The 23,839-nt window shown below is 69.8% G+C and carries 27 protein-coding genes and 1 pseudogene; 18 read left to right on the forward strand and 10 right to left on the reverse strand.

What is annotated here, in order from left to right; genetic code table 11:
- On the forward strand, positions 1-1,377 hold a 1,377-nt coding region (locus D7X74_RS21700), incomplete at its 5' end, for a HAMP domain-containing sensor histidine kinase (RefSeq protein ID WP_233602193.1).
- The gene (locus D7X74_RS21705; RefSeq protein WP_120534903.1) at positions 1,374-2,738 is read left to right on the forward strand and encodes a sigma-54 dependent transcriptional regulator; all 1,365 of its coding nucleotides are present in this window, start codon (positions 1,374-1,376) and stop codon (positions 2,736-2,738) included. The genes D7X74_RS21700 and D7X74_RS21705, both read left to right, overlap by 4 nt.
- A 44-nt stretch (positions 2,739-2,782) precedes the next feature.
- Here the strand turns inward: D7X74_RS21705 and D7X74_RS42680 are convergent, their stop codons facing one another.
- On the reverse strand, positions 2,783-3,073 hold the full coding sequence (locus D7X74_RS42680; protein ID WP_147444378.1) for a hypothetical protein: 291 nt from the start codon (positions 3,071-3,073) through the stop codon (positions 2,783-2,785).
- A gap of 48 nt (positions 3,074-3,121) precedes the next feature.
- Here D7X74_RS42680 and D7X74_RS21710 point away from each other — a divergent pair, with 48 nt between their 5' ends.
- Positions 3,122-4,000 (forward strand): hypothetical protein, encoded by an 879-nt coding sequence (locus tag D7X74_RS21710; protein WP_370450786.1) that lies wholly within the window; start codon positions 3,122-3,124, stop codon positions 3,998-4,000.
- Between the two features lie 3 nt (positions 4,001-4,003).
- Here D7X74_RS21710 and D7X74_RS21715 read toward each other — a convergent pair whose 3' ends face one another.
- The gene (locus D7X74_RS21715; protein ID WP_199732842.1) at positions 4,004-4,444 is read right to left on the reverse strand and encodes a thioesterase family protein; all 441 of its coding nucleotides are present in this window, start codon (positions 4,442-4,444) and stop codon (positions 4,004-4,006) included.
- A gap of 20 nt (positions 4,445-4,464) precedes the next feature.
- The gene (locus tag D7X74_RS21720; protein ID WP_120534904.1) at positions 4,465-5,772 is read right to left on the reverse strand and encodes a hydroxyacid-oxoacid transhydrogenase; all 1,308 of its coding nucleotides are present in this window, start codon (positions 5,770-5,772) and stop codon (positions 4,465-4,467) included.
- A gap of 216 nt (positions 5,773-5,988) precedes the next feature.
- On the opposite strand from D7X74_RS21720, the gene D7X74_RS21725 reads away from it, so the two are divergent.
- Positions 5,989-7,056 (forward strand): hypothetical protein, encoded by a 1,068-nt coding sequence (locus D7X74_RS21725; protein ID WP_120534905.1) that lies wholly within the window; start codon positions 5,989-5,991, stop codon positions 7,054-7,056.
- Positions 7,057-7,113: 57 nt separating this feature from the next.
- Entirely contained in the window at positions 7,114-8,529 is a 1,416-nt protein-coding gene (locus D7X74_RS21730) for a hypothetical protein (RefSeq protein WP_120534906.1), read from the forward strand.
- Between the two features lie 26 nt (positions 8,530-8,555).
- Here D7X74_RS21730 and D7X74_RS21735 read toward each other — a convergent pair whose 3' ends face one another.
- Positions 8,556-11,000, reverse strand: a complete 2,445-nt coding sequence (locus tag D7X74_RS21735) for a helicase-related protein (protein ID WP_120534907.1) — start codon at positions 10,998-11,000, stop codon at positions 8,556-8,558.
- Positions 11,001-11,066: 66 nt separating this feature from the next.
- Positions 11,067-12,164: a vWA domain-containing protein gene (locus D7X74_RS21740; protein WP_120534908.1), complete on the reverse strand. Its 1,098-nt coding sequence runs from the start codon at positions 12,162-12,164 to the stop codon at positions 11,067-11,069.
- 225 nt (positions 12,165-12,389) lie between these two features.
- On the opposite strand from D7X74_RS21740, the gene D7X74_RS21745 reads away from it, so the two are divergent.
- Positions 12,390-12,623, forward strand: a complete 234-nt coding sequence (locus tag D7X74_RS21745; protein WP_120534909.1) for a hypothetical protein — start codon at positions 12,390-12,392, stop codon at positions 12,621-12,623.
- Positions 12,624-12,755: 132 nt separating this feature from the next.
- On the opposite strand, the gene D7X74_RS21750 is transcribed toward D7X74_RS21745, so the two are convergent.
- Positions 12,756-13,337, reverse strand: a complete 582-nt coding sequence (locus tag D7X74_RS21750; protein WP_120534910.1) for a hypothetical protein — start codon at positions 13,335-13,337, stop codon at positions 12,756-12,758.
- A 126-nt stretch (positions 13,338-13,463) separates the two neighbouring features.
- Positions 13,464-14,735 carry a macrolide family glycosyltransferase gene (locus tag D7X74_RS21755; RefSeq protein WP_370450787.1) on the reverse strand — a complete coding sequence of 424 codons (1,272 nt, stop codon included), beginning with the start codon at positions 14,733-14,735 and terminating at the stop codon, positions 13,464-13,466.
- Between the two features lie 61 nt (positions 14,736-14,796).
- On the opposite strand from D7X74_RS21755, the gene D7X74_RS21760 reads away from it, so the two are divergent.
- Positions 14,797-15,411: a TetR/AcrR family transcriptional regulator gene (locus tag D7X74_RS21760; RefSeq protein WP_120534912.1), complete on the forward strand. Its 615-nt coding sequence runs from the start codon at positions 14,797-14,799 to the stop codon at positions 15,409-15,411.
- Between the two features lie 38 nt (positions 15,412-15,449).
- Here the strand turns inward: D7X74_RS21760 and D7X74_RS21765 are convergent, their stop codons facing one another.
- The gene (locus D7X74_RS21765) at positions 15,450-15,968 is read right to left on the reverse strand and encodes a GFA family protein (protein ID WP_120534913.1); all 519 of its coding nucleotides are present in this window, start codon (positions 15,966-15,968) and stop codon (positions 15,450-15,452) included.
- A 100-nt stretch (positions 15,969-16,068) separates the two neighbouring features.
- On the opposite strand from D7X74_RS21765, the gene D7X74_RS21770 reads away from it, so the two are divergent.
- Positions 16,069-16,809, forward strand: a complete 741-nt coding sequence (locus tag D7X74_RS21770) for an alpha/beta hydrolase (protein ID WP_120534914.1) — start codon at positions 16,069-16,071, stop codon at positions 16,807-16,809.
- Between the two features lie 93 nt (positions 16,810-16,902).
- Here D7X74_RS21770 and D7X74_RS21775 read toward each other — a convergent pair whose 3' ends face one another.
- Positions 16,903-17,199, reverse strand: coding sequence for a hypothetical protein (locus tag D7X74_RS21775; RefSeq protein WP_120534915.1), 297 nt, complete (start codon positions 17,197-17,199; stop codon positions 16,903-16,905).
- 66 nt (positions 17,200-17,265) lie between these two features.
- Positions 17,266-17,805, reverse strand: a complete 540-nt coding sequence (locus D7X74_RS21780) for an AAA family ATPase (RefSeq protein ID WP_120534916.1) — start codon at positions 17,803-17,805, stop codon at positions 17,266-17,268.
- Positions 17,806-17,909: 104 nt separating this feature from the next.
- On the opposite strand from D7X74_RS21780, the gene D7X74_RS21785 reads away from it, so the two are divergent.
- From D7X74_RS21785 to D7X74_RS21830, 10 genes and pseudogenes are all read left to right on the forward strand, one after another.
- Positions 17,910-18,896, forward strand: coding sequence for a pyridoxal-phosphate dependent enzyme (locus tag D7X74_RS21785; RefSeq protein WP_120534917.1), 987 nt, complete (start codon positions 17,910-17,912; stop codon positions 18,894-18,896).
- Between the two features lie 233 nt (positions 18,897-19,129).
- Entirely contained in the window at positions 19,130-19,324 is a 195-nt protein-coding gene (locus D7X74_RS21790) for a hypothetical protein (protein ID WP_120534918.1), read from the forward strand.
- A complete protein-coding gene (locus D7X74_RS21795) occupies positions 19,321-19,575 on the forward strand; it encodes a hypothetical protein (RefSeq protein ID WP_120534919.1) in 255 nt (84 codons plus the stop codon). The genes D7X74_RS21790 and D7X74_RS21795 overlap by 4 nt, the downstream gene beginning before the upstream one ends.
- Positions 19,572-20,063 carry a hypothetical protein gene (locus D7X74_RS21800; RefSeq protein ID WP_120534920.1) on the forward strand — a complete coding sequence of 164 codons (492 nt, stop codon included), beginning with the start codon at positions 19,572-19,574 and terminating at the stop codon, positions 20,061-20,063. The genes D7X74_RS21795 and D7X74_RS21800 overlap by 4 nt, the downstream gene beginning before the upstream one ends.
- Entirely contained in the window at positions 20,060-20,386 is a 327-nt protein-coding gene (locus tag D7X74_RS21805; RefSeq protein WP_120534921.1) for a hypothetical protein, read from the forward strand. Before D7X74_RS21800 ends, D7X74_RS21805 begins: the two co-directional genes overlap by 4 nt.
- Entirely contained in the window at positions 20,379-20,813 is a 435-nt protein-coding gene (locus D7X74_RS21810; RefSeq protein WP_120534922.1) for a hypothetical protein, read from the forward strand. The genes D7X74_RS21805 and D7X74_RS21810 overlap by 8 nt, the downstream gene beginning before the upstream one ends.
- Entirely contained in the window at positions 20,806-22,425 is a 1,620-nt protein-coding gene (gene dbpB / locus D7X74_RS21815; RefSeq protein ID WP_233602194.1) for a DGQHR domain-containing protein DpdB, read from the forward strand. The genes D7X74_RS21810 and dbpB overlap by 8 nt, the downstream gene beginning before the upstream one ends.
- Complete coding sequence (locus D7X74_RS21820) at positions 22,422-23,072, forward strand: hypothetical protein (protein ID WP_120534923.1); 651 nt, start codon at positions 22,422-22,424, stop codon at positions 23,070-23,072. Before dbpB ends, D7X74_RS21820 begins: the two co-directional genes overlap by 4 nt.
- A gap of 8 nt (positions 23,073-23,080) precedes the next feature.
- Complete coding sequence (locus D7X74_RS21825) at positions 23,081-23,329, forward strand: hypothetical protein (protein ID WP_120534924.1); 249 nt, start codon at positions 23,081-23,083, stop codon at positions 23,327-23,329.
- 3 nt (positions 23,330-23,332) lie between these two features.
- Positions 23,333-23,839 (forward strand): annotated as a pseudogene (locus D7X74_RS21830) (hypothetical protein); the annotation flags it as partial.

Here is a 23,839-nt window from a genome sequence, read left to right on the forward strand (position 1 = left end):
GTCCAGGAGAACGCCTTGCATCCCATGCCCCAGCCCACGGCCTCCGGAGTCGAACAGGTCCAGCGCGAGGCGTTCTCGCGGATGTTCCGTCAGGTGACGAAGGTGCTGATGTTCCTGAGCCCGCTGCCGGTGGTGTTCGCGTCGCTGGGCCTCATCGGGGACGCGTCGGTCTGGCGCCGGTGCGGCGTGGGGGCGGCGCTCGCGCTGGTGCTGGTGGCGGTGGGCGTCGTCACCGCCTGGCGGCGCGAGCAGGTGGTGTCAGCGGAGCCGGGCTGGGTCCTGCCGTGGGTCGCGTTTCCGCTGTTCACGGTGGTGAACCTGGCGCTGGGGGGACTGGAGAGTCCGCTCATCCTGTTGGTGGTGCCGGTGAGCTTCGCCACGGCGATCCTCTTCCCGCGCGCTCGCGCCCGCCGGTGGGTGGGCTACCTGCTGGGGCTCCTGGGCGTGCAGGCGACGGTGACGTTGACGGGGGCGGTGGCGGACCTGGTGCCCGCGCTCTTCGGCGGCGGACCGCGCGCGGGCCACACCGACGCGCTCCTGTTGATGATGCTCACGGTGACGGTGCTCCTCGTCGTGTGGGCGAACTTCATCGGTACGACACTGCGGCGCACGTTCCGGGGCATGGTGGGCACGGCGCTGGACGCACGCGACGACGCGCTGAAGGAGCACGAGGAACGCGTGCGCTCCCTGACCCTGCTGTCGGGGGAGATCGCCCATGAGCTGAAGAACCCGCTCGCGAGCGTGAAGGGGCTGGCGGCGATGATCGCGCGAGAGGTGGAGGGCCGGCCCGCGGAGCGGCTGGCGGTGCTGCGCCGGGAGGTGGACCGGATGCAGGAGATCCTCGAAGGATTCCTCAACTTCTCCCGTCCGCTGCTGCCCCTCAACGAGGCGCACGTGCCGTTGGAAGGCCTGTGCCAGCAGGTGGCGCAGCTGCACGAGGGCATGGCGGGCGAACGCGGCGTGGGGCTGCGCGTCGTGGAAGGGCCGCCGGTGGAGGTCTGGTGTGACGCGCGCAAGGTGCGGCAGGTGCTGATCGACGTGGTGCAGAACGCGCTGGAGGCCGCTCCCCGAGGCACGCTGGTGGAACTCCAGGCCCGGACGACGCCGGGGGGCGGAGGCCAGGTGGAGGTGCGGGACCGGGGACCGGGACTGGCGCCCGAGGTGCGCGAGCGCGTGTTCGAACCCGGCATCACCACGAAGCCCCAGGGTTCGGGCCTGGGGCTCGCCCTGTCACGGGCGCTGATGCGCCAGCACGGTGGAGAGCTGAGCCTGCGCGAGCGCGAAGGCGGCGGCTGCGTAGCGGAGCTGCGCCTCCCGCCCGCGCCCCAGCAGAAGGCAGCACCGAGGGAAGCGCTCGCGAAGGAGGCGCGGCCATGAAGGCGCGCGTGCTGGTGGTGGATGACGACGCGGGCGTTCGCTACACGCTGCGCGGCCTCCTGGAAGACGACGGGCTGAGCGTCGAGGAGGCGGTGGACGGTGAGGCCGCGCTCGCGCGACTGGACGCGGAGCCTCCCGTGGACCTGGTGCTCAGCGACCTGCGCATGCCGCGCGTGGATGGGATGGAGCTCCTGCGCCGGGTGCAGGCCCGTTCGCCCGCCCCGCGCGTCATCCTCATCACCGCGCACGGTTCGGAACGCCATGCCGTGGAGGCCATGAAGCTGGGCGCGCTGGACTACTTCCGCAAACCCTTCGACGTGGACGACGTGCTGGCCGTGGTGCGCCGCGCGCTGGGCCGGGTACGGCTGGAGGCGGAGAACGAGCGCCTGTCCAGCGAGGTGAACCTGCTGCGCTCGCTGGTCTTCGTGTCGCCCGCGATGGCGCGGCTGGCCCTGTTGCTCCAGCGCGTGGGGCCGCGCGACGTCACCGTGCTCATCACCGGGGAGAGCGGCACCGGCAAGGAGCGCGTCGCCGAGGCCCTGGTGCGCGCCTCCCCCCGCGCGGACAAACCCTACGTGCGCTTCAACTGCGCCGCGCTCACGCCGGAGCTGGCCGAAGCGGAGCTGTTCGGCCATGCGAGGGGCGCCTTCACCGGCGCCGTGCGCCCTCGGAAGGGCCTCTTCCGCGAGGCCGACGGCGGCACCCTGCTGCTCGACGAGGTGGGGGAGCTGGCCCTGCCCCTCCAGGCCAAGCTGCTGCGCGTCCTCCAGGAGGGCGAGGTGCGCCCCGTGGGAGAGGACCGCGCCCTTCCCGTGGACGTCCGCGTCCTCGCCGCCACCCACCGCGACCTGCCCCAGCGCGTCGCCGAGGGCCACTTCCGCGAGGACCTGTACTACCGCCTCAAGGTCGTGACGCTCCAGGTGCCCGCGCTGCGAAGCCGCCCGGAGGACATCGCCGCCCTGGCGAAGCACTTCCTCGCCCGCCACACCGAGCGCTTCCGGATGCCCCCCGTGCCCCTGACGCCCGCGCTCCTGGAGCGCCTCACGGCCTACCGCTGGCCCGGCAACGTGCGCGAGTTGGAGAACGTCCTGGAGAGCGCCGTGGTGCTGTCCCCCGACGGGACATTGGATCCGGAGCTGCTGCCCGGAGGCCCGGGCGCTCCCGCCACGCCTGGCCCCACGGGCGCCACCCTGCGGGAACGGATGGACACGCACGAGCGGGAGCTCATCCTCGCGGCGCTCGCGACGGCCCAGGGCCAGCGCACGGAGGCCGCGCGGGCGCTGGGCATCGGCCGGGCCACGCTGCACGACAAGCTGCGCAAGCACGGACTGCTGGGTGACGAGGAGGAGCCGGAGCGCTGAGGCGCGGCGGCAATAACAGACATGAGGGCCCGAAGCCCCCGCCGTCAGTCGTTGTTCGCGCCGGGCTTCACGCCTCCGTTGAAGGCGCCATACGGCTGGAACGACCAGAGCGCCGCGCCCGGCTGCTGGAGCGTGGCCACCTGGGCGGAGTAGAGGCGTAGAGCTCCGGCGTTTCCCATGGGTCGCTGCCCACGGCCACCCGATAGCCATTCGGATGGAACGGGTTGTCCCAGGGCCTGCGCGGCACCGGCGCCGGTCGCGTACAGCGGAGTGTCGGGTTTGGCGACCGCCGCCGTGGTGACGACGAGCGCCGCGAACAGTATCAACCGATGCATGGAACCCCCTGTTGACAAAACGGGTAAAAATGGATTTCCATTTTTAATATGAACATGAAAAATCCAGTACTCGGTGTGTTGGCCCTGGTCTCCGTGGCGTGTGGCGGTGAGATGTCCGTGGGCGACGAAGCGGTCCCGGACGCGGTGGGCTCCACCGGGCAGGCGGCCTTCTCCGGGGTGAACGGGACGGTGTGCGAGGAGAGTCCCTACAACTGCAAGCTGCGCCCCTCCGGCGGCAACCGCGTCCTCACCAACGACCCGGACGACGACGACTCCTGGGAGCTCTACACGGGCGTGCCCATCCGCGACGGCAACGGCACGGTGGTGGGCACCTCCACCCGGACGAGCTCCACGTTCAACCACGGCCAGACGCGCACCTTCGCCGGGGAGCTGCACGCCTTCGCGGTGTCGACGTCGAATTCGAGCGCGGGCTGGATGCCCATGTCGGCCATCAAGGGCCGCACGTCCTTTGAAGCCAAGGTCGGGCATGTCTCCGCGCTGGGCTCGGGGCTCGCGAAGATGGCGTGCTACGCCGTGCGCAACTCGCACGACACGACGCTGGAGTTCAAGAAGGTGGTCTATGACTCCGACGCGGTCCACGAGCGCGCGGGGGACTACCTGCCGCTCGTGCGGGCCAATGGCCTGCGCTCGGCGAACCTCACCTTCAACGTGCCGGGCTTCGGCCTGGGCGGCGTCGCGGTGGACCACTTCCCCGCGGGCACGAAGTTCCAGCGGCTGGACGTGCCCACCAACTCGGGCGCGCCGTCCATCGACATCCCGCTCTGGGTCCAGGACAGCGCGGGCCGCTACCGCCAGCAATCCGGGACGATGAAGTTCATCTACGGCTACGTCATCGCCGCGACCGGTACGCCTCGCAACGGCTGGATGGCGTACGACGCGCTCCAGGTCAGCTCCGGCTGCCCCTGAAGCTCAGCCCTCCGGGGCCAGGACGAGCCGTGCCAGCGCGTCCCGCAGCCGCGCTGGCATGGCCACGGCCTTGCGCGTAGCGCGGTCCACGAAGACATGCACGAAGTACCCGTGGGCCGCGGCCTGCGCGTCGTCCTCCTTGAAGAGGGCGATGCCGTAGGTGACGGAGCGGTTGCCCAGCTTCTCCACGCGCAGCCCGGCGCGCAGGCGGTCGGGGTACGCGAGCGGCGAGCGGTAGCTGCACTTCGATTCCACGACCAGCCCGATGATGGCGCCCGCGTGGATGTCCAGGCCCCCTTCGTGGATGAGGTAGTGGTTCGCGACGGTGTCGAAGTAGCTGTAGTACGTGACGTTGTTGATGTGCCCGTACAAGTCATTGTCCATCCACCGCGTGGTGATGGGCAGGAAGTAGCGGTAGCGGTCGGCGGTCTCGGCGTCGGACACGGGGTGGCCTCGGGCTTCGGTTACCAGTAGCGCAGCGCCTGGTGGAACAGCTCCGTGAGGACGGGCCGGGTCATCTCCCGGGGCGCGTTCTGGAGCAGGCGCTGCTGCGGGAAGGCGCCCTCCGTGAGCGCGTCCACGTCCGCCCCGGTGTAGCCCACCCCGCTCAACCCGTTGGGCATGCCCACGGCGCGCATGACGTGAACCAGGCGGCCCGCGAGCACCTCGCCCGCGTCCGCTGGCGTGGCGTCGCGCAGGTCCGCGCCCAGGTGGCCCGCGGCCTCCAGGTGGCGTTCGGGGCTCGCGGTGGCCGTGTAGCGGAACACGGCCGGGGCGTTGACGATGACGGCCATGCCGTGGGGCACCAGGGGCTCGTCGTCCGGATAGCCCGTGGGATGGAAGTCGCGCACCTTCCCGGCCACGGCGTAGGCCATGCCGTGCGGCGCATGCACGCCCGCGTTGCCGAACGCGATGCCCGCGAGCGTGGAGGCCCACATCAATTGCTCACGGGCCTCGTGGTCGTTCGCGTCCTTCACGCCGCGCTCCAGGTACAGGCCCATGAGCCGCAGGGCCTCGCGGCAGCCCAGGTCGCTCCACGGGTTGGCGCCCTGGCTCATGGGCCGCAGGCTCGGCCGTACCGGGGCGGGACGGCGTGTGTAGGGCCGCGCCGTATAGGACTCCAGCGCATGCGACAGCACGTCCAGCCCGCTGGCCGCGACGACTTCGCCGGGAAGGGTCGCGGTGCAGTCCGGGTCGATGAGCGCCTCGGTGGGCCGCAGCGCCGGGGAGGCAATGCCAGTCTTCGCCCCCATCGACAGCAGGTCGAAGATGGTGATGCCCGTCACCTCGCTGCCCGTCCCCGACGTGGTGGGACACGCGAGGTGGGGCTTGAGCGGACCGGGCACCGGCCGTCCCTCCCCCACCGGCGCGTTGACGTAGGCGAGGAAGTCCGCCGGATGCGTGGCATAGAGGTTCGCGGCCTTGCAGGTGTCGATGACCGAGCCACCGCCCAGGGAGACATAACCATCCGGCTTCGCCTCCGACGCGAACCGCGCCGCGTCCAGGAAGGACTGGTCGGTGGGCTCGACGTGCACGTCCGTGTACACGGCCACGTCCAGCCCCGCGGCGCGCAGGGACTGGAGCACCGTGTCGAAGTGCTTGAGCCGCGCCACGCGCGCGTCGGAGAACAACGCCACGCGCTTCATCCCGAGCGCCCGCGCCCTGTCTCCCACCTCGGACAGACAGCCCCGACCGAAGGTGATGCGGGAGGTGTCCACGGTGAAAGCGCTGTCGCAGCCTTCGATGACAGGGGGGTAGTGGCAGCAGCCCATGCGCGTTCCTCCGGACCGTTACCGCCCCAATCTACAGGCGGGAACGGCGCCGGAGGGAAACGTGTGCGCGGGCTGTCAGGGCCGCTCGGGACGCCTGCGGCACCGCGTCAACGCAAGGCGGCGAGAAGATCGCCCCTGTCGGGCGTATCTGCGGATGAACGAAAACCCCGCACCGAATTCCATCGGCAGAGCGCCCCTGCTCCCAGGTCCTACACCATGGCACGTCCCAAGAGTCCCCTCGTCTGGATCCTCATCGTGGTTGGAGGCGCCAGCGCGCTGTGCTGCACCGGCACACTGGGGCTGATGGTCCTGGGTCTCGTCTCCGGGAGCGACACCGGCGGGCCGGGGGCCCTGGCGGGGGTGGTCGCCAGCCCCGCGGACAGGGCCCGGGCGGGAAAGCAGGGCGAGCCCGGCGGCTTCGCGTTCGACCCGCCCCAGGGTTGGAAGACCCAGGCGGATGGCCGGTTCATCCTCGAATGGGTCGACCGTGGCGACACGCTCGGGGTGGAGGCGCTCCGGCTTGCGAGCGTGCCCGGGCTCGAGGACGGCGAGGGCAAGCTCACGCGGCTCTGGCAGGAGCGCGTGGGCGCGGACTGGGCCGGCGTCCCGCCGAATCCGCCGGTCATGCGGCGCTTTGTCGCCAACGGGGCGCGCGCCTTCTTCACCGCGGCAGAGGTGCGCCACAAGGCCAACGGCCGGTCCTTCCGAGTGACCTTGATGCTGGTGGAGGCGGACACCCGCTTCGAATCGCTGGTGTTCATCCAGAGCTTCAGCACGCCGGGAGGAATTGGTGAGGCCATGTCCGCCTCGTTCTCCTGGAATACCTCTCATCCCAAGGTGGAGGACGCGCTGAAGGGCGTGCGAGGAAGTCCTGTCGGCCTGCCGCTCGCGGATGATGCCGAGGTGGTGGGCGACTTCACCTACGGCACCAACAGCGTGGCCCAATGGGTCAATGCCTATGGAGGCACCCGGATGACGTCGGTCTCCTACACCGTCCAATACATCCTAGAAGCAGACCACACCTTCCAATACAAGTACGCCGGGGCTTCAGGACAGGTGGGGGCGCTGCAGTTTGGTTCGGACAATGACCAGGGCACCTGGAGCGTGAAGCATGACGTCCTCACGCTCACCGGAGCGCAGCGGACGCGCCGCTACCTCATCGTCGGGGCCGGGCACTCTCCGGAGGGAAAACGCACCCTCATCCTCATGCCCGAGCACCCGGGCTGGTCCCTCACCCCGGGGGGACTCAGCCAGAACGCCGAGCTGTACGTGGCGAATCCGTAGCGGCCTGCGCCGCGGCCCCCGCGGGCGTCTATACTCTCACGTCGGGAGGGACAGACGATGCCAGCCATCAGGGGAGCCGAGTGCGAGCGGTGGATCCAGCAGTTCGCCGTCGAGAAAGGCGTCGGGGTCGCCGCCCTGCCTGACAGCGGCATCCAGGAGGCGCTCAAGCTCGCGGGCTTCACGGCGTCCCTCTTCGCCATCCGGGTGGCGAAACAGAACGTGCTCGCGAACAGGGTCGCGGTGGCCAGGCCTCCCGAGGCGCGTCCACAGGAGGCCCAGCCGCCACGAGACGTGGTTCGGTTGGACCTCGCCCCTGTCGCGCGTGTCCATCCCCTGGGCCTCTCCTCCTCCCTGTCTCCCGGGATTCGCAGCGCGCTCTGGGGACTGTCCAACCTGCGGGATGCCGCGAAGATGCCGCGAGCCTTGTTCTTTGAACGGGCCGCGCTGGGCATCGACGATTTCGCAGCCTATGCGCGCGCGAGGTACGGAGAGCTGGGTCCCAGCATGGAGTTCGACCTGGCCCAACTCACCAAGGCCTACGGCGCGGCGGTGCGGGGTGACTTCAGACAACTGCTCATCGATCCCAACGTGGTATCGCGGACGCACCTGAAGCCCTTCTACGCCTTCGCGCTGGGGCATCAAAAGAAGTTGATCGGCTGCACGCCCTTCCAGGTCCGCCAGGCCTATGGGAACACGCTTCCGGCGAAGACCTATTACCGCGCGCTCAAGCTTTCGGCGGGGTTGGCCGAGAAATTCCAGCGTGAGATTGGCATGACCTGCCGCGCGTTCCGCAGCCTCCCAGACTACGCGAACCTCGAGCAACGCATCATGAGGAACGATCCCACGGTCCTGGACACGCGCGAACTGGCGGATGCGCCGCTCGCCACCGTGCTCAAGTATCACATCCGTCCCTTCTCCCGCGCGTCGGCGATGCGGGCCTGGAGCACGCTGAAGGACAAGCAGCCCTATCTGGAAAAGGCAGCGGAAGCGCTCAAGGTCTCCGTGAAGGACCCCAAACAAAAAGTGAACATCACCCGTCAGGCGTCCTCGGACTACGACGCCGCGCGCAGACAAGACCTGGCGCGCTTGAAGGACGGGGACGCCTTCCTGTCCGTCTCCGAAGACATGCGGGTGGCCTTGTCGGTGGCCGCGGACCCAGACATGGCGGGCAAGCTGAAGGTGGGCGAGGCCATCTACCTCTTCGCGTTGAAGCTCTTCCCACTCGATGTCCTGGATCCCGCCGACTACCTGGGCACAGGGGAGAGTCCCTCGCACGTCACCTTCGGGGGAGGCATGCCCGAACCCTATACAGCTCACATTGAAGGAATCGTGGTGGGCCACATCCATCACTTCGAAATCATGAAGTTCGAAAAGCTGGATCCCGCCGCCTGCACGAAGTTCAAGATGGAGCTCGCCTGGAAATCAGAGGCGCCTTCCTCCGGGGGCTCGTCCCTCGCCTTGTCCAAGCATTGACACCCGCAGGCGGGGCATTCGTGGGCCTATGCGCCCGAGCTTCCGCCTCCGTCGCCTGCCTTCCGGGGACTCCGAGGGCCCCCAGCGTGAGCAGGGGGCCCCTTGGCGCCACCCGGGACAGCGGCCGGTGCCGACGGCCTTGCTCCCCGCCGACGGCGCCGACGCTTCGCCGGAGCGCCCGCGGTCGGTCCCCCAAGCTCGCGGAGGATCCGCCGATGGAGCCCGCCCTCCAGCCGCAACTCCTGCATGAGCGCATGCACCTGCCGGCCCCCCTGAGGCTGGCGCAGCGCTTCACCCAGCCGTTCGGCGACGTCGATCCGCAGCGCCACGCCCCCCAGCACCTCGTAGCCAAACGCTCGCGCATCCCGGCCCTCCAGCGCCGCGACCTCCAGCACCGGCTCACCCGGAACGCCCGGCGGTGACGGGCGCTGATGCAACAACGCCATCAGCATGCAGCGCCGCTCCAGCGCATGCGGGGTGAGCGCCTCCGCGACGTAGAGGAAGCGCTGTCCCTCGCGGACGCCCAGCGTCCTGAAGCGCTCCCGGGCCTCTTCGTCCAGCAGCCGCCACTGCTCGCGCGCCTCCGCCTGGGAAATCACCCCCAGCCCTTCCGCCAGACGGTAGGCCAGCCCCCGCGCGGCCCCGGAGCGGTCCGCACCCGCGAAGGACTCGGCGGGAAAGCCTCCCATGGCCTCGGTGACCAAATCCCGCGCCAGCGCCACCAGCCGGCGCTCCAGTTGCCGCCGCGCACCGCCGGTCCACACCTCCGACTCCACGAGCGCGACCTGCGGTGAGCGCCGGTCCTTGCCGCGAACCAGTCGGGCCAGCGGCTCCCCTTCGAAGGAGATGATGCCCGACGCGTCCACCTGGAAGGCGTCATGGGTCGCGTCCACCACGCGCTGGACGAACTGCTCCTCCGTCAGCGCGGCGCCGTCGGTGCCCGCGACCTCTCCCAGCAGGAGCCCCAGCTTGGCGAAGGGGCTGTCCGAACCGGCCGCCGGCTGCGCGGTGTTCCGCACGAAGCGGCGGGCGCTCCTGCGCGCGGCCCGCTGGACGAAGCGCTCCACCAGCCGCTCATGCAGGGCATCCCCCAGCGCGTCCTCGATGCGGCGGGTGCGCTCCTGCCACGCTTCCGCCTCGTGCAACCACCCCGGACGGTGGCTGATGTACGTCCAGATGCGGATGGCCGCCAGCCGGTCCATCAAGGTGTGGATGTCTCCCGACACATCATCGAGCGGAGACACCTGGCGCGACAGCCAGCCCGACTCCAGCTTCCCGTCCCCGGCGGTGAGCTGGAGGAAGGTCTCCCGCAGCAAGGAGACATGCAGCCCGAAGAGGCCCTTGCGGAAGTCCGGCACCTGGCAGACCTGCCACAACAATTCCACCCGGGCCCGGTCGGTGGCGACGTCCCGGATGGCGGGGACGCTGGAGAGGTGTCGGAGCGCGTCGAAGTCATCCGCGCGCTCCACCCGGACAAAGGCATTGTGTCGCGGCGCCTGCGACAGGGAATCCAGCAATGACTCCGGGCTGGAGAAATCCAGGGAGGCATTGCGCCAGATGAGGCTGCGCACCGCCGGGAAGCGGTGGGATTCAATGGCGGAGACCACGCGCGGAGACAGCTCCGGCAGCGTGTTGAGCGTCGCGAAGCTGCCGTCGTTCAGGTGGCGCCCCGCGCGGCCGGCGATCTGCGCCAGCTCATCCGAGAAGAGTTCCCGGGGCTCGGTGCCGTCGAACTTGGAGAGCGCGGCGAAGGCCACGTGGTTGAGGTCCAGGTTCAACCCCATGCCAATGGCATCCGTGGCCACCAGGTACTGCACCTCCCCGGCCTGATACATCGCCACCTGGGCATTGCGCGTCCGGGGCGAGAGCGCGCCCAGCACCACCGCGACCCCGCCCCGCAGGCGGCGCAGCGCCTCCGCGAGTTCGTACACGCGGTCCGCGGAGAACGCGACCACGGCCGAGCGCGGGGGCAGGCTCTTCAGCGAGCGATGCCCGGCGTAGCGAAGCTGGGACAGGCGGGTGGCGCGCTTCAGCGAAGCCTGCGGGATGAGCGACTGGACCATCGGGCGCATCGTCTCCGCGCCCAGGAACCAGGTCTCCTTCAGCCCCCGCGCGTGGAGCAGGCGGTCGGTGAAGACGTGCCCGCGCTCACGGTGCGCGGCGAGTTGGATCTCATCCACGGCGAGGAAGTCGACCGGTCGGTCGGTCGGCATCGCCTCGACCGTGCAGATCCAATAGTCGGGGCGGGCGGGGACGCGCTTCTCCTCCCCGGTCATCAGGGCGACCCGCCCCTCGCCCACCCGGGCGGTCACCCGGTCGTAGACCTCCCGGGCAAGCAGGCGCAGGGGCAGCCCGATGATGCCCGTCTCGTGTTCGAGCATGCGCTCGATGGCGCGGTGGGTCTTCCCGGTGTTCGTGGGCCCCAGCTCCGCCACGACGACGGACGAGCGGTGGGATGGGCTGGAGTTCATGGGCGAAGACTAACCCCGACCCGGCCCCTCCGCCCTGCGACGACCGCGCCTTGCGACAGGCCGCGCTCAGGCCGCCACGCTGCCTCGGGCCCCGTCCCAGTCCTCCACCTCGTAGAGGAACTTCGTCCCGCCCCGGAGCTTCCGGTTGGCGGACGTGCTCTGGACGAAGACGACGTACTTCTCCAGGCTCGCGGGGCGGATGCGCACCGTCTCGCCCGGCGGCAGACCGAGCATCTCCCGGGCCCGCTCACCGCTGTAGAGGTCGCCCGTCTTGCGGTCCATCAGCACCACTTCCTTGCGGCCCTGGATGGTCTCCGTCTTGGTGAACTCGTAGAAGCCGCGCCCCGTCTTGAAGCCCAGGCCGTTCTCCGTCACGAACTCCTTGATGGCGCAGTCCCCCTCCACCTCCAGCACCTGGAAGCGCCCCGACGGCACCGCGCGCAGGTCCGCCTCGCCGAAGAGCGTGGACGTGGCCCGCTTGAGCATCGTGTTGAACATGCTGTTCAAACCACGGCTCATGCGGCCTTCGCGGGACACCTCCGCTTCGTACGCCTGGAGCTGCGCGTCCGACGACTGCTTGTAGCAGACAGCCAGCACCATGTCGGTGACGTGCGCGAACTGATCCAGGCTCAGGTGGAAGCCGCCCGACTTCTCCGCCAGCGTCTTGTAGAACGGCGTCGCGTGGCGCCGGTTCAGGGCCTGCACGCCATAGACAGGCACGCCCATCTTCCCCAGCGCGTCCACTTCCTTGCGCCAGTCCAGCTTCTGGGGATTGTCATGGGGCGCGTGCGGGACGTCATCCCCGATGAGCACGAACACCTTCGTGTAGCCCTTGGTCCACGACAGGCTTTGCGCCTCGCGCAGCACCAATTCATAGCACTCGGGCGCGTCACCGCCGCCCGTCTGCTCCACCTTCTCCACGAAGCGGGTGATGGCCTTCGCGTCATCCGTGAGGTCCAGCGCCTTCGTCACGTAGGTGGAGCGCGCATCACAGTAGTCCCCGTGCGCGATGATGCCGATGCGGATGCCCGGAATCTCCTTCGTGAGCCGAGCCACCGCGCCCCCCAGCTTCTTGCGCACCTGCGCGAGGCACGGATACATGCTGCCGGTGGTGTCAAAGCTGAAGACGACCTCGACGCGGTTATCAATCACAGACGTGCTCATGAGCCGTAACCCCCTCGTTCGTTCCTTGCGGCGACGAAGAGAACAGTACGTGAGGGGTCTGACATCGAAGGACCCGTTCCAGGGGGTGGCGCCCCCCTGACGGCGGCGGGTCCGAGCGGACCACCGGCCCTCCCGGACCGGGACAAAAGGGGGGCTCCTGGCCCGCCGTGAATGGCAGCGCTATCCTGGCGAGGCAGCACAACCCTTCAAAACCAGGAGAAGCACATGCGAGCGACAATCATTGCCGGGCTGATGGCGGTTGGATTTCTGGCCGGCTGTGGCGGGGTCGAGGCGCCGGAGGAGATGAGCCCGGAAGAGGTGAACCGCGTCGTGGAGATGGCGACGCCCGGTCCCTGCACCGACGCCTGCGATGCGAAGTACTACCAGTGCTATTACGGCGGCGGCGACCCGTACTACTGCTCATCCTACCGCGCGTACTGCATCTCGCAGTGTCCGTGACGGCACGCCGTCCGCGCGGTCCCTGACGCCGGGCCACGCCGGCTTCGTCCCTTCACACCGCGGGGCCGAAGCCGGTGGGCGCGGCGGATGCCGAAGTGGCACACCGACATCGGGCCCGAGGACCGACGCGCATCAACGCGAGGGATAGCTGTCCTGGTTCTGCTGCCGCTGCTGCTCCCGCTGGCGCAGGCCCTCTTCATACTTCGCATCGCCCTCCGCCTTGTCGGCACGCATCTTCGCCATGGCGCCAGGCGTCTCACGCACGACGATGGGCGCGAGCTCGGTCAGCCCCGCGAGCAGGACCGGGAAGGGCACCGCCTCCGAGTTCACCAGGATGGCCCAGTCGTCCGTCACCGACGAGCGCTCCGCCTCGAACGCGAGCGCGTCGTGCGCCCACGAGTCGGGCAGTTTCACCTTCGCGCTATCGGGGGCAATGCCCGACGCGCCGCAGGGCGTGACGAAGACGCTCAGCCGATGCATCTGCCGGTGGTGGGATCGGGGCCAGTGGTTGTACGTGATGCGACACCCGTCAACCGCGCGCAGCTGGGCCTGCACCGAAGCAAGCGCTTCCAGGTCGCCGACGTCGGTCTTGCCCGAAGCACTCCTGAGCAGTTTGAACGACACGAAGATGCCGCCCCCCATCGCGACCACCATCACGATGAGCATGACGATGATCCTCGACCCACCCGACTTCGACGCCGCTTGCGTTTGCATGGAGCGCCATCCTAGCAATGCGCGCCGACGCGGGAGCGGCCAGGAGCCGGCTCGCGGCACGTGAGGCCGGGAAACGAGCCCCATGTGCCTTCGGGAGGCACGGGCGTGCGCCGGGTGGGGCCCGGCTCAGCGCACGGCGGTGGCGCGTGCTTCCGGGAGGAGCTCCTCCTCCAGGACCTCGGCGGCACGAGTGGCCCCGCCCTCCTCGCGCAGCTCCTTGCGGATGACCGAGAGCCGGGCCGCGACCTGGGGGTCCTCCGTGAGCTGGAGCAACGCCGAACGCAGCGCTTCGGGCGTGGCGCGCTCCGTGTCGATGCGTTGGGCCACGCCGAGCGCGACGAGCTGGTCGGCGTTGGCGAACTGGTCCGTGTCCTGCGGCACGGCGATCATCGGCAACCCGCAGTACAGGCCCTCCTGCGCGCCGCCCATCCCCGCGTGGGTGATGAACGCGTCGGCCTGTTCGAGCACGGCCAGCTGTGGCACCCAGGGGTGCACCTCCACGTTGTCTGGAATCGCCCCGAGGTCGCCCGGCGCCACGTGTTTGCCAATCTGGAGCACCACGTGCCAGCCGGGGAGCCTACCGAAGGCGGCAAGGCAGGCCCGGTAGAACGCGGGCTGCCGGGTGAAGGCCGAGCCCAGTGACACCAGCAGCACCTTGCGTGCTCCCGGAGGGCGCTGCCAGGAGCCCTGCCCCGAGCGGTCACCGAAGCAGGGCCCCACGAAGGTGAAGCGCTGGCGGTCCACCTGGTCCGCGTGGGGCTGCAACGCGCGTGGAATGAGCACCAGGCCGCGCTGCGGCCGGCCGACGAAGCGCAGGGAGTCGGGATCGGCCACGCCACACCCGGCGAGCCAGTCGGAGTAGCGCCGGTGGTGCGCCACGGCGCGCGGGTCGGTTCGCAGCCATTCGACCATCGCGGCCATGTCCTGTTCGTAGCCCTCCCAGGCCACGAAGGTGGGCGAGAGCTGCACGGCGGGCAGGCCCCAGTTCTCCGCGAGGATCCGCGCCGGTGCGCAGGCGATGTCGTAGAGGAAGAGCTCCGGCCGGTCGTGCTCGTAGGCCGCGCGCAGCTGCGGAAGCATGGACATGGCGTCGTCCAGGAACATGTCCAGCTGCGCCACCGTGTCCTCGGGCCAGCCCTGCACCGGAACCCCAGGGCGCGGGAGGGTGGAGCGGTAGGGAATCAGCTCGGCGCCCGTGCCGGCGATGACCTCCGCGAAGGACGCGTCGTTGGCGTACGTCACCCGGTGGCCCCGGGAGACCAGCTCCCGGATGAGCTCCAGGCTCGGGTTCACGTGGCCATGGGCGGGAATGCTGACCATGGCGATGTGGGCGCGACGGGGCATGGGCTCTCTCCTGGAAGCGATGGCGAGACGATACGTCTCGTTTCTAAAATGCATCCCGCCCTGGCACCTGTCAAGACGAGACGGTCCGTCTTGTGTGCTGGTAGGGTGGCATCCCATGGGAGAAGTGAAGACACCGGAACCGTCGCGCCGCAGTGAGCGCTCGCATCAGGCCATCCTCACCGCCGCCGTCGAGCTCGTGGGCGAGGTGGGGTACGCGCGCCTGACCATCGAGGCCATCGCGGCGCGGGCGGGGGTGGGCAAGCAGACCATCTACCGCTGGTGGCCCTCCAAGGGGGCGGTGGTGCTGGATGCCTTCGTGTCGCTCAGCGGCGGAAACGAGCCCGCGGCGCTGCCGGACACCGGGGACCTGGAGGCCGACCTGAAGATGGTGCTGCGCGCCACGGTGGAGGAGCTCACGGATCCGCGCTTCGAACTGCCATCGCGGGCGCTCACCGCCGAGTCCCAGTCGGACCCGGCGCTGTCCCAGCAGTTCGTGGAGGCGGTGCTGCGGCCGCACCTGACGGCGATCCAGGAGCGCCTGCGCGCGGCGCAGCGGGCCGGCCAGGTCGCGAAGGGCGTGGACTTGAGCGTCGCCGTGGAGCTGATTGTCGGACCGCTCTTCCACCGGTGGCTGCTGCGCACCGCGCCCCTCACGAAGGCGTATGCGGACACCGTGGCGGAGCTGGCCGTCGCGGCCCTGCGGCCCGCCTCACGGAAACCCAGGGGCTGAATCCGTTGACAGCCCCTTCGTGACGGGTGACCCGAGGCTCATTGCCTCCCGGACGACGCGGCTCCAGCCGACCAGCCATCCGGCGTGTCGTGGTCCGGGTGTTGATACGAAATCGGTGGGGGTCGGCCGGCGGAGGCGACGGTCGCCTCGGTGCTTCGGCGTGGCAGGTCGCGAACCCCATCCACCCAGGGCAGTTGGGACTCCACGCCCGTCGCGGCGACCGGCGTCGCCTCCGAGGGCGCATCCAGGCTGCCCACCGTCAGCTCGATGCCGCCGTCCTCCAGGTCCGCGAAGGCGAGCGGAGTTCCGCAGGCCGAACAGAACCAGCGCTCCGCACCGTCGGAGCTGCGAAAGCGAGACGGTGTGCCACGCGTCCAGGTCACCGCGGGACCGTCCACCGCCGCCAGCACGGCGTAGGGCCCACCAACGGCCTTCTGGCACATGCGGCAATGACAGACCGTGACGTAGGGCTTCGCGCTGATCTTGTAGCGCACGGCGCCGCACTGGCACCCGCCACTCCATCCGTGCCAACCCGCGTCCCTGGAGGGGTTCGTCATGTCTCGGTTATCGCCCCTCGTGCGGCCGACTCGCAAGCGCTACCCGGGTCCGGTTTCGGTGGTATCCACCCTTCACCACCAGACATTTTCCCAGGGACCCATGAAGCCTCTCAACGCCACGGCGCTCGTCCTCCTGACCTTGCTGGAAACCGCCTGCGCGAGCGCCCTGCCCGGCCCCTCCTCGGCGAACACCGCGAAGCCTCCCACCTACAAGACATACACGCTGGGGGCGGAGAGGCCCGAGGCGTTGCTCGTGGCACTGCACGCCTCCGGGTCCACGCCCGAATCCTGGGACGAGCAGGTCCAATCCCTGGGCATCCCCGTGCGGGTGGTGCTGCCCCGGGGTTCGAGGCCCCGTCGCGAGGGCTTCACGTGGTTCCCGGTGGAGCACGAGCAGCAGGACGGGCCCCGGAAGACCGCGGACGTGGAGCGAGTGGCCCTCCAACTCGCGGACCTCATTCGAGAAGCCCGCCGCGAGCATCCTGAAATCCGCCGCGTCGCCGTGACGGGTTTCTCCTACGGCGGCGACCTCGCGTGGATGCTCGTCGTGCGCCACCCGGAGCTGGTGGACGTGGCGGTGCCCATGGGCACGCGGCTGCTGGGAACGCCCGCGAAGTCCCTTCCGCCGGGACATCAGGTGCTCGTGCTCCAGGGCGAGGACGACCCCATCATCCCCGTGCAGCAGACGCTCGCGCGCGTCGCGGACCTGAAGGCGGTGGGTGTTCCCATCGACGTGCGGACCTACGCGGGCGTCGGCCATGATGTCTCGCTCCAGCTCGTGGAGGACTGGCGCGCATTCCTACGACAGGCTTTGCGGTCGTCTGGCAGTTCCCCGAACTGACAGGCCATGCGCCAGGAGAAAGCGTCGCTCTTCGATCCGAAGCCCTATATCGGGCTGCGCAACTGACGCGGCAGTCTGCCTTTCCACCGGAGACTACCGTGGGCGTGCCACCACCGACGTGTATGGGCGCGGGGTGTCGGGAAGGTTGCCGTAGAGGTCCTGGTGGCGTCGCTCCCGCCACCAGTACTCCTCGTACTTCTCAGGCTGCTTGTGCTCGTAGATGGCGACAACGCCAAGAAGTGCGCAGGGCGAATTGGCCATGAAGTCCCAGCCGTCCTTCTCGGCGCAATAGACCTCCAGCTTCTTGTTGAACCAGACCTGAAAGCCCTTCTGCTCCAGGATGCTCAAGGCGGTATCGTAGACGTTGGTGTACTCGCTCAGTGCAGGCATGGCGTGCATCCCTCTGGAAGTTGTGCCCGACGGTACGGCGGCAAGGCGGCCAACGTGAGCTGCTCGTCACCGAGAGGCGTCAGGAAGGTGTTCGAGAACCTGCTTCGCACGCGCTCTTGGCGAACCTTCGACCTCGAGCACCTCCACTTCGAGGGCGTAAGCGTCATCGAGGAGGAGTTCCTTCAGCTTCTCGTCGACAGCCAGGCGCTGCGCATCGTCGTCCGAGGCGGAGAGCGCAATCCGGTCCGGCCGCTCGATCCCGACCAGGACGATCAGATCGAGCTTCCGGAGGGCGCTGCGTACACGCGGGAGCCACACGTCGAGGTCAAACGCGTCATGGTCCTCGTGAGCCAACAGATATCCAATGAAGTCCACCGGACACCGGTCGAACAACACGTCGCGAGGGCCCTCGTCCAGGTTGGCGATGGACCGTGCGAGCTGCTCTTCGAAATCCTCCACCGACGGAGTTTCTGTGAACGCGTACCCCTCTTCTTCCATCTGGTGGTACGGCTCATCCACCGTCACATAGGTGGGGAGGAGGTCGGCCAGCTCGTCAATGAGGGTGGACTTCCCCACGCGATGGGTGCCGGATACAGCGATTCGCATACATGGGCGATCTAGCAGTTGGACCGCTGCGGCGTCAGCGTGCGGCTGCTGAAAGTGCGCACCGACGTGGCCTATTGGGGCGCAAGGAGCGTGCCCTGATTGGTATGGTTTTCTCCACCCTCATGCGCCCTCTCCACATCACCACGCCCCTGCTCCCGCACGACGCGCTCTCGACCGCGCTCGGCAAGACCGTGCTCCTCAAGCTGGAGAGCCTGCAGCCTTCCGGATCCTTCAAGCTGCGCGGCATCGGAAGGCTTTGCCAGCGGGCGGTGGAGACCGGCACGCGACAGTTCATCTGTCCCTCCGGTGGCAATGCCGGCTTCGCCGCGGCGGTTGCCGGGCGTGCCCTGGGCATCCCCACCACCATCCTGGTCCCCCATTCGACACCGGAGTCGGTGCGTCGGCAGATTGCCGCACTCGGCGCGGTGGTGGTGGTGCACGGCGCCGTCTGGGACGAGACCAACGAGGAGGCCCTGCGCCGCTGTGGCACCGGGGAAGCCACATACGTGCCGCCGTTCGACCACCCGGACATCTGGGACGGCAATGCCACGCTTATCGACGAGGCGGTGGCCCAGAGCGAGGATGGCTTCGACGTGGTGGTCTGCGCGGTAGGAGGCGGCGGACTCATGTGCGGAGTGCTGGAGGGGCTGCACCGCAACAAGCTGGCGCATGTGCCGGTCATCGCCGTGGAGACCGAGGGTGCCGCTTCACTTCACGCCTCGGTGAACGCCGGCAAGCTCGTCACCCTGCCGGCCATTACCTCCATCGCCACCACGCTTGGCGCCAAGCGCGTGGCGCCCGCGGCCTTCGAATGGACGCGCCGCCACCCGGTCCACAGCGTGACGGTGAGCGATGCGCAGGCGCTCGATGCGTGCCTGCAGTTCGCCGATGACCTGCGCATCCTCGTCGAACCCGCTTGTGGCGCCGCGCTCGCGGTTGCGTACCAGGGGCTCGAGGTACTGGCCCCCTATCGCCGGCCCCTCCTCGTGGTTTGCGGCGGGATTGCCGTGGACCTGGCGAAGCTCGTGGCGTGGCGCGAGGAGCAAGCCTCCCGCCGGGCAATTGCCAGGGACCTACCGGCGGGCCCCTGAACGGCCTGACATGACGAAGCGCGGGCAAAGAAAAAGCCTGGCAACCCTTGCTGGCTTGCCAGGCTTCTTCACTGTGGAGGCGGAGGGAATCGAACCCTCGCGCCGCAGGCGAGGCGCCCCCCTCTACCGAGTGCGCTCCGTCGAAGGAGAGGGGTATTGGGCACGCAGCAGCACTCGGAGGAGCGTCGCAGCGTAGTGGCGTAGTAACGCCCTTTTTTCCGACCGCCCCCCAGGTGGCCGTCTACCGCGAGAAGGTGCCGCCCGCCAACGGGTGCCGCGCCTGCGAGAAGAGCGCCGGGCGCACTCGGCAGGCCTGCCTCTACCACTCCATTGGCTACGCGGTGGCTGAGGTGGACTTCCTGAGCACCCGCCTCGCGTTGCTCACCCCCTCCACCGACAGCAGCGGCTCGGAAGGAGGTGAACAGTGAAGCCCGCCGCTCGCATCGAAGCTCCGGGCCCGGTTCCCGCCAGCCAGTCCCGCGTCCCGGACACCTTCACCCTGCATTTCCACCGCACGCCCGAGGGCTGGCGCGTGGACGGCTCGGCTACCGGCAACGGGCACTACGCCTACGAGGCGTTCTGCAACGCGTTCTGCAACCTCGCGGACCGGAACGTCGCCGCCACCGGACAGGCGTCCGCGCCGCCGGATGCCTCCAGCCAGAAGGAAGGTGCGCTGTGAAGCGCGCCTCCCCGAAAAAGGCGGCCGCGCCCGCCACTCCGTCCGGGCCCAAGTCTCTGGGCGAAGTGCTCCGCGCGTCCCTCTCCTACGTCGCGGGCGGCGGCGGTGGTGGCGGCCTCACCCTGAACGCCGCGGAGTGCCGTGACGTCCTCGGTGCGATTGAGCACGCACGGCAATCCGCACCCATCACGGCAAGCAGGCTGTGCGACGACTTCGAGGGGCTCCTCCGGCAGAAGGTCGAGCCCGTGCCGAAGTGCGAGGGCTGCGCGACGTCCACGGCGATGAACCGCGCGCCGACGGCATGCAGGGAGCACGTGGCGCAGACGGTCGATGAGGCCGTGCGGCTTCGGCAGCAGATGCGCGACGTCCTCTCGCTGGTGAGCACGCTCACGGATGCATTCGGCGAGCGCAGGGCCATCCCCGGCCAGATGCTGATGGGGCTCGCCGTCCAGCTCCAGGCGATTCGCGACAACGGCGGTGCTCCGTGAAGACGCGGCGGCAGCCACTCCTCACCACGCCCGCCATGCGCAGGCAGGCCGTGGCGTTCCTCCTGGAGAAGACGCCCGCGGGCCAGTTGGGCCTGCTGCGCAAACGCCTTCATGACGAGGCGCAGCTCATGCAACTGGGCGGCTGCGCCATCTGCTGGGCGAAGCGCTCCTTCGCGCAGGTGTACGCCGAGCGCGCCGACGTCCCCATGGGCACGTGCGGCACGAAGCGGTGCCGTGACCTCTGGACCGCTGCTCGGAACAGGGAAGCCTCCTGGCGCCAGCGGGTCCACGCCGCCACCACCGAGGAGGCGTCTCATGGGTGAGTCGGTCTGGGACATCATCGACAGGTACAAGGCGGAGTACGACAAGGTGAAGCGGCTGCTGCGCGCGGTGCGCGGCGGACGCTTCCGGGGCCGCAAGCCGAACGGGAAGTGGTGGGTCCGCTTCGGCTCCGGCCGCGCCACCTTGGATCTGCTGGCGGACACGCCCGAGGAGCTGGTGCGTCAGGCCGCCGTCTTCCGGTGCGGCGACTGCGGGCACAAGACGACGGGCCACCGCCGCAAGTCGAAGGAGGAGGCCTCCTGCGTGGGCGTGAGCTGCACGTGCAAGGCGACCCAGGCGGAGATCATTGCGAAGCAGAGCACCACGGCGTGGATTGCCGAGCGCGCCGGGCTGACCGAGCGAGAGCTGTTCCGGGGAGTGCGCGGGCCGACGTCCATCGTCTCCTCCGTGGAGGACGCCCATGGATAGGCATCAGCGGATCGCCCTGGTGGGCTGCGGCAAGGCGAAGCTGGCGCACGCCGCATCAGCACGCGACCTCTACACGGGCCCGCTGTTCCGCGCGCACCTCGCGGAAGCGGAGGCCACCACGAGCCACGTGTACGTGGTGTCCGCCCTGCACGGCCTGCTGCCACTGGACGCGCAGGTGGAGCCCTACGACTTCACCTTCCGCGGGCAGGGTCCGGACTATCGCGCCGCCTGGGGCATGGGCGTCCTGGAGTCCCTAGCGCGCCTCTACCCGGCCGGCACCGTGGAGGTCCTCGTCTATGCCGGCCACGCGTACGCCGAGCCGCTGCACGACGCGCTCGCCGAGTCGTCGCTCGCGGGCTGGACGGTGGTGGAGCTCCTCAAGGGCACTGACCAGGGGACTCGACTGCGCATCCTCTCGCGCTGGCGGCGGCTGCGCGCTGCCGCCCGTGCTCCGCTCCGGCTCCCCGCCTTGGAGGTGGAACAGACGCCGGGACGCCGGCTCTACCTCTTCGCCGTGGACGGCAAGCAGGTGCCAGCCTTCGCCACGGTGTCACGCGTGCGGCGGAGCGCGGGTGTGCTGGAGGGCTACCAGCGCCCCGAGGTGCTGTCCCACGTGGCGGCCATCCAGGCGTACATGGAGAGCGCGACGGCGCTGGTGCCGAACGCGGTGGTGTTCGCCTTCGACTCGCGAGTGCGCTTCGAGCCGCTGCCCGAGGCCACCGGGGGCGCTCGGCACGGGCACCTCCTCATTCCGCGCGCGGCGGGGCCGGACGCGCCGGACGCCCCGGGCTTCATCGTGGATGGCCAGCAGCGCCTGGCCGCTGTGCGAGACGCGGCGGTGGAGTCCTTCCCGTTGGCGTGCACCGGTTTCATCACCGACGACGTGGGCCAGCAGGCGGAGCAGTTCATCCTGGTCAACTCCACGAAGCCGCTGCCCAAGGGACTCATCCACGAGCTGCTCCCGTCAACGCACGGTGCGCTTCCCGCGGCGTTGGAGCGCAAGCGCCTGCCGGCGCAGCTCGTCGCGCGGCTCAACCTGGACGAGGGCAGCAGCCTCAAGGGCCTCCTCATCACCCAGACGTGCCCGGCGGCGAAAGGGAAGGAGGGCAAGGGGGGACACACAGCCGTCATCAAGGACACGTCGATGATGCAGGCGCTGGAGGACAGCCTGGCCGACGGCTCCCTCTTCGACATGGAGCGTGCCGGTGAAGGCGTGGACGCCATGGTGGCGCGCGTCTCCCTGTGGTGGGCCGCCGTCGCCAGCGTCTGGCCGGACGCGTGGGCGCGGCAGCCGAAGGAGTCGCGCCTGTCCCACGGCGCCGGAGTGCGCGCGCTGAGCCTGCTCATGGACGCGGCCTGCCAGTTCCTCGCGCAGGAGGGCAACGCCTCGCCCACGCAGCGTGACTTCGAGGGCGAGCTGTCGCTGGTCGCGGACGCCTGCGCCTGGACGTCCGGGGAGTGGGCTTTCCCCTCCGGCTCCCGGCGCTGGAAGGACGTGCAGAACACCCCCAAGGAGGTGGCCCAGCTCGCGACGCACCTGGGCGCCCTCTACCGCGCGCGCCGCGCTGCGAGGAAACCGGCGCGGAGCGCGCGAAAGGCAGGCGCTCGGTGAGCGCCCTCTGCAACACGCCCGCTCGTGCGCGCCTCGTCGGCGTCACCATGCCCCAGCCCTGGGCTTGGGCGGTGCAGGTGCGCAACACGCCCGTCCTCAACCTGCCGCAGGCGCCACCGGCCGACATCCTGGGCCAGTACGTCGCGGTGTGCGCCGCTGGCTACGCGGAGGAGCTCGCCGCGTGGATGGCGCTCCACGCGGGCGTGGGCTCGCCGCCGGCGGACGAACTACCCACCGGCGCGGTGGTGGCGGTGGCGCGCGTCGCCGCCATGTCGCTGTGGCCGGAAGCCCCGCGTGAGTCGCGCTGGTACGCCGGGCCCGCAGGCCTATGGCTGGAGGACGTGGTGGCCCTGCCAGAGCCGGTGCCCTGCGTCCCCGGCCCCGCCGGCTGCCTCTGGGAGCTATCCCCCGTCGTCCTCGCACGGGTGCGCCTCGGTTACGCCACCCTCGCCCAGGAGAACGAGGCGCGCTGGCGGGCCTACGAAGCGAAGGCCACGGGACGCGTCCCCCAGCCGGGGCTGCGCGAGCGCGTTCTCAGACTGTGTACCTGCCGCCGGGCCATGACGCCGTGCCCCAGCTGCCGCACCTGGCGCTGCACGTCGCCCGGGTGTCCGCCCCACACCTGCGCGGCGGGAGTCTCGCCGTGAGGTGCCGCATGCCCACCGTGCGGTGCTCCGACTGTGGCGCCTCCCGTCTCGTCGGCTCCGACACCAACACGGGCCATCCGTCGTCGCCGCACGCCGCGCGCGTGGCCTCGCCGACGGTGCGCGCCGCGCATCCGGTGCCGTGGCCCATCTGCCAGCACGGCCTCGGGTGGCTGGCCGACTGCCGTGAGCGGCCGGTGCCTCCGGCCTGCTGCCCCCTCCCCTCTTCCATCGCGTCCGACATCTCCGAGGAGTCGTAGTCCATGAGTTGCCTGCCCTGGTTCAAGTTCCGCTCCACCGCGCCGGAGGAGTACGAGGTGCACGCCCTGTGCGGAGTGCTCGGCTCCGAGGCCGACGCCTACCTCTACCGCCTCTGGGCGTACTGCGCCCGGGAGCGCGCGGACGGGCGCTTCCCTGGCGACGGCGCCGAGGCCGCCGTCGAGCGCGCGGTGCGTTGGCGCGGCAAGCGCGGCCGCCTCGTGAAGTCCCTGCTGTCCATCGGCCTGCTGGTGCGCGAGGACGACGGGCTCGTCGTGCAGCGCTGGGAGGATGAGCAGGGAGCGCACGTCGCCAAGGTGGAGCGCGACCGCGCGAAGCCCGACAGCAAGGCGCGCACTTCCCCCGAAGCTCCCTCTGTCCTCCCTCCAAGCTCCCCCGAACCTCCCGCGCGGGAGTCGCGCGGGGAGAGTGGAGAGAAGAGAGCGGAGAGAAGAGAAGAACGAAACGCTGAAGCCAGCTCGCCGCGAGTGCGCGAGGACGCCGCCCAGGGG

It is taken from the genome of Corallococcus sp. CA047B (assembly GCF_003612065.1).
Taxonomy (GTDB): Bacteria; Myxococcota; Myxococcia; order Myxococcales; family Myxococcaceae; genus Corallococcus; species Corallococcus praedator.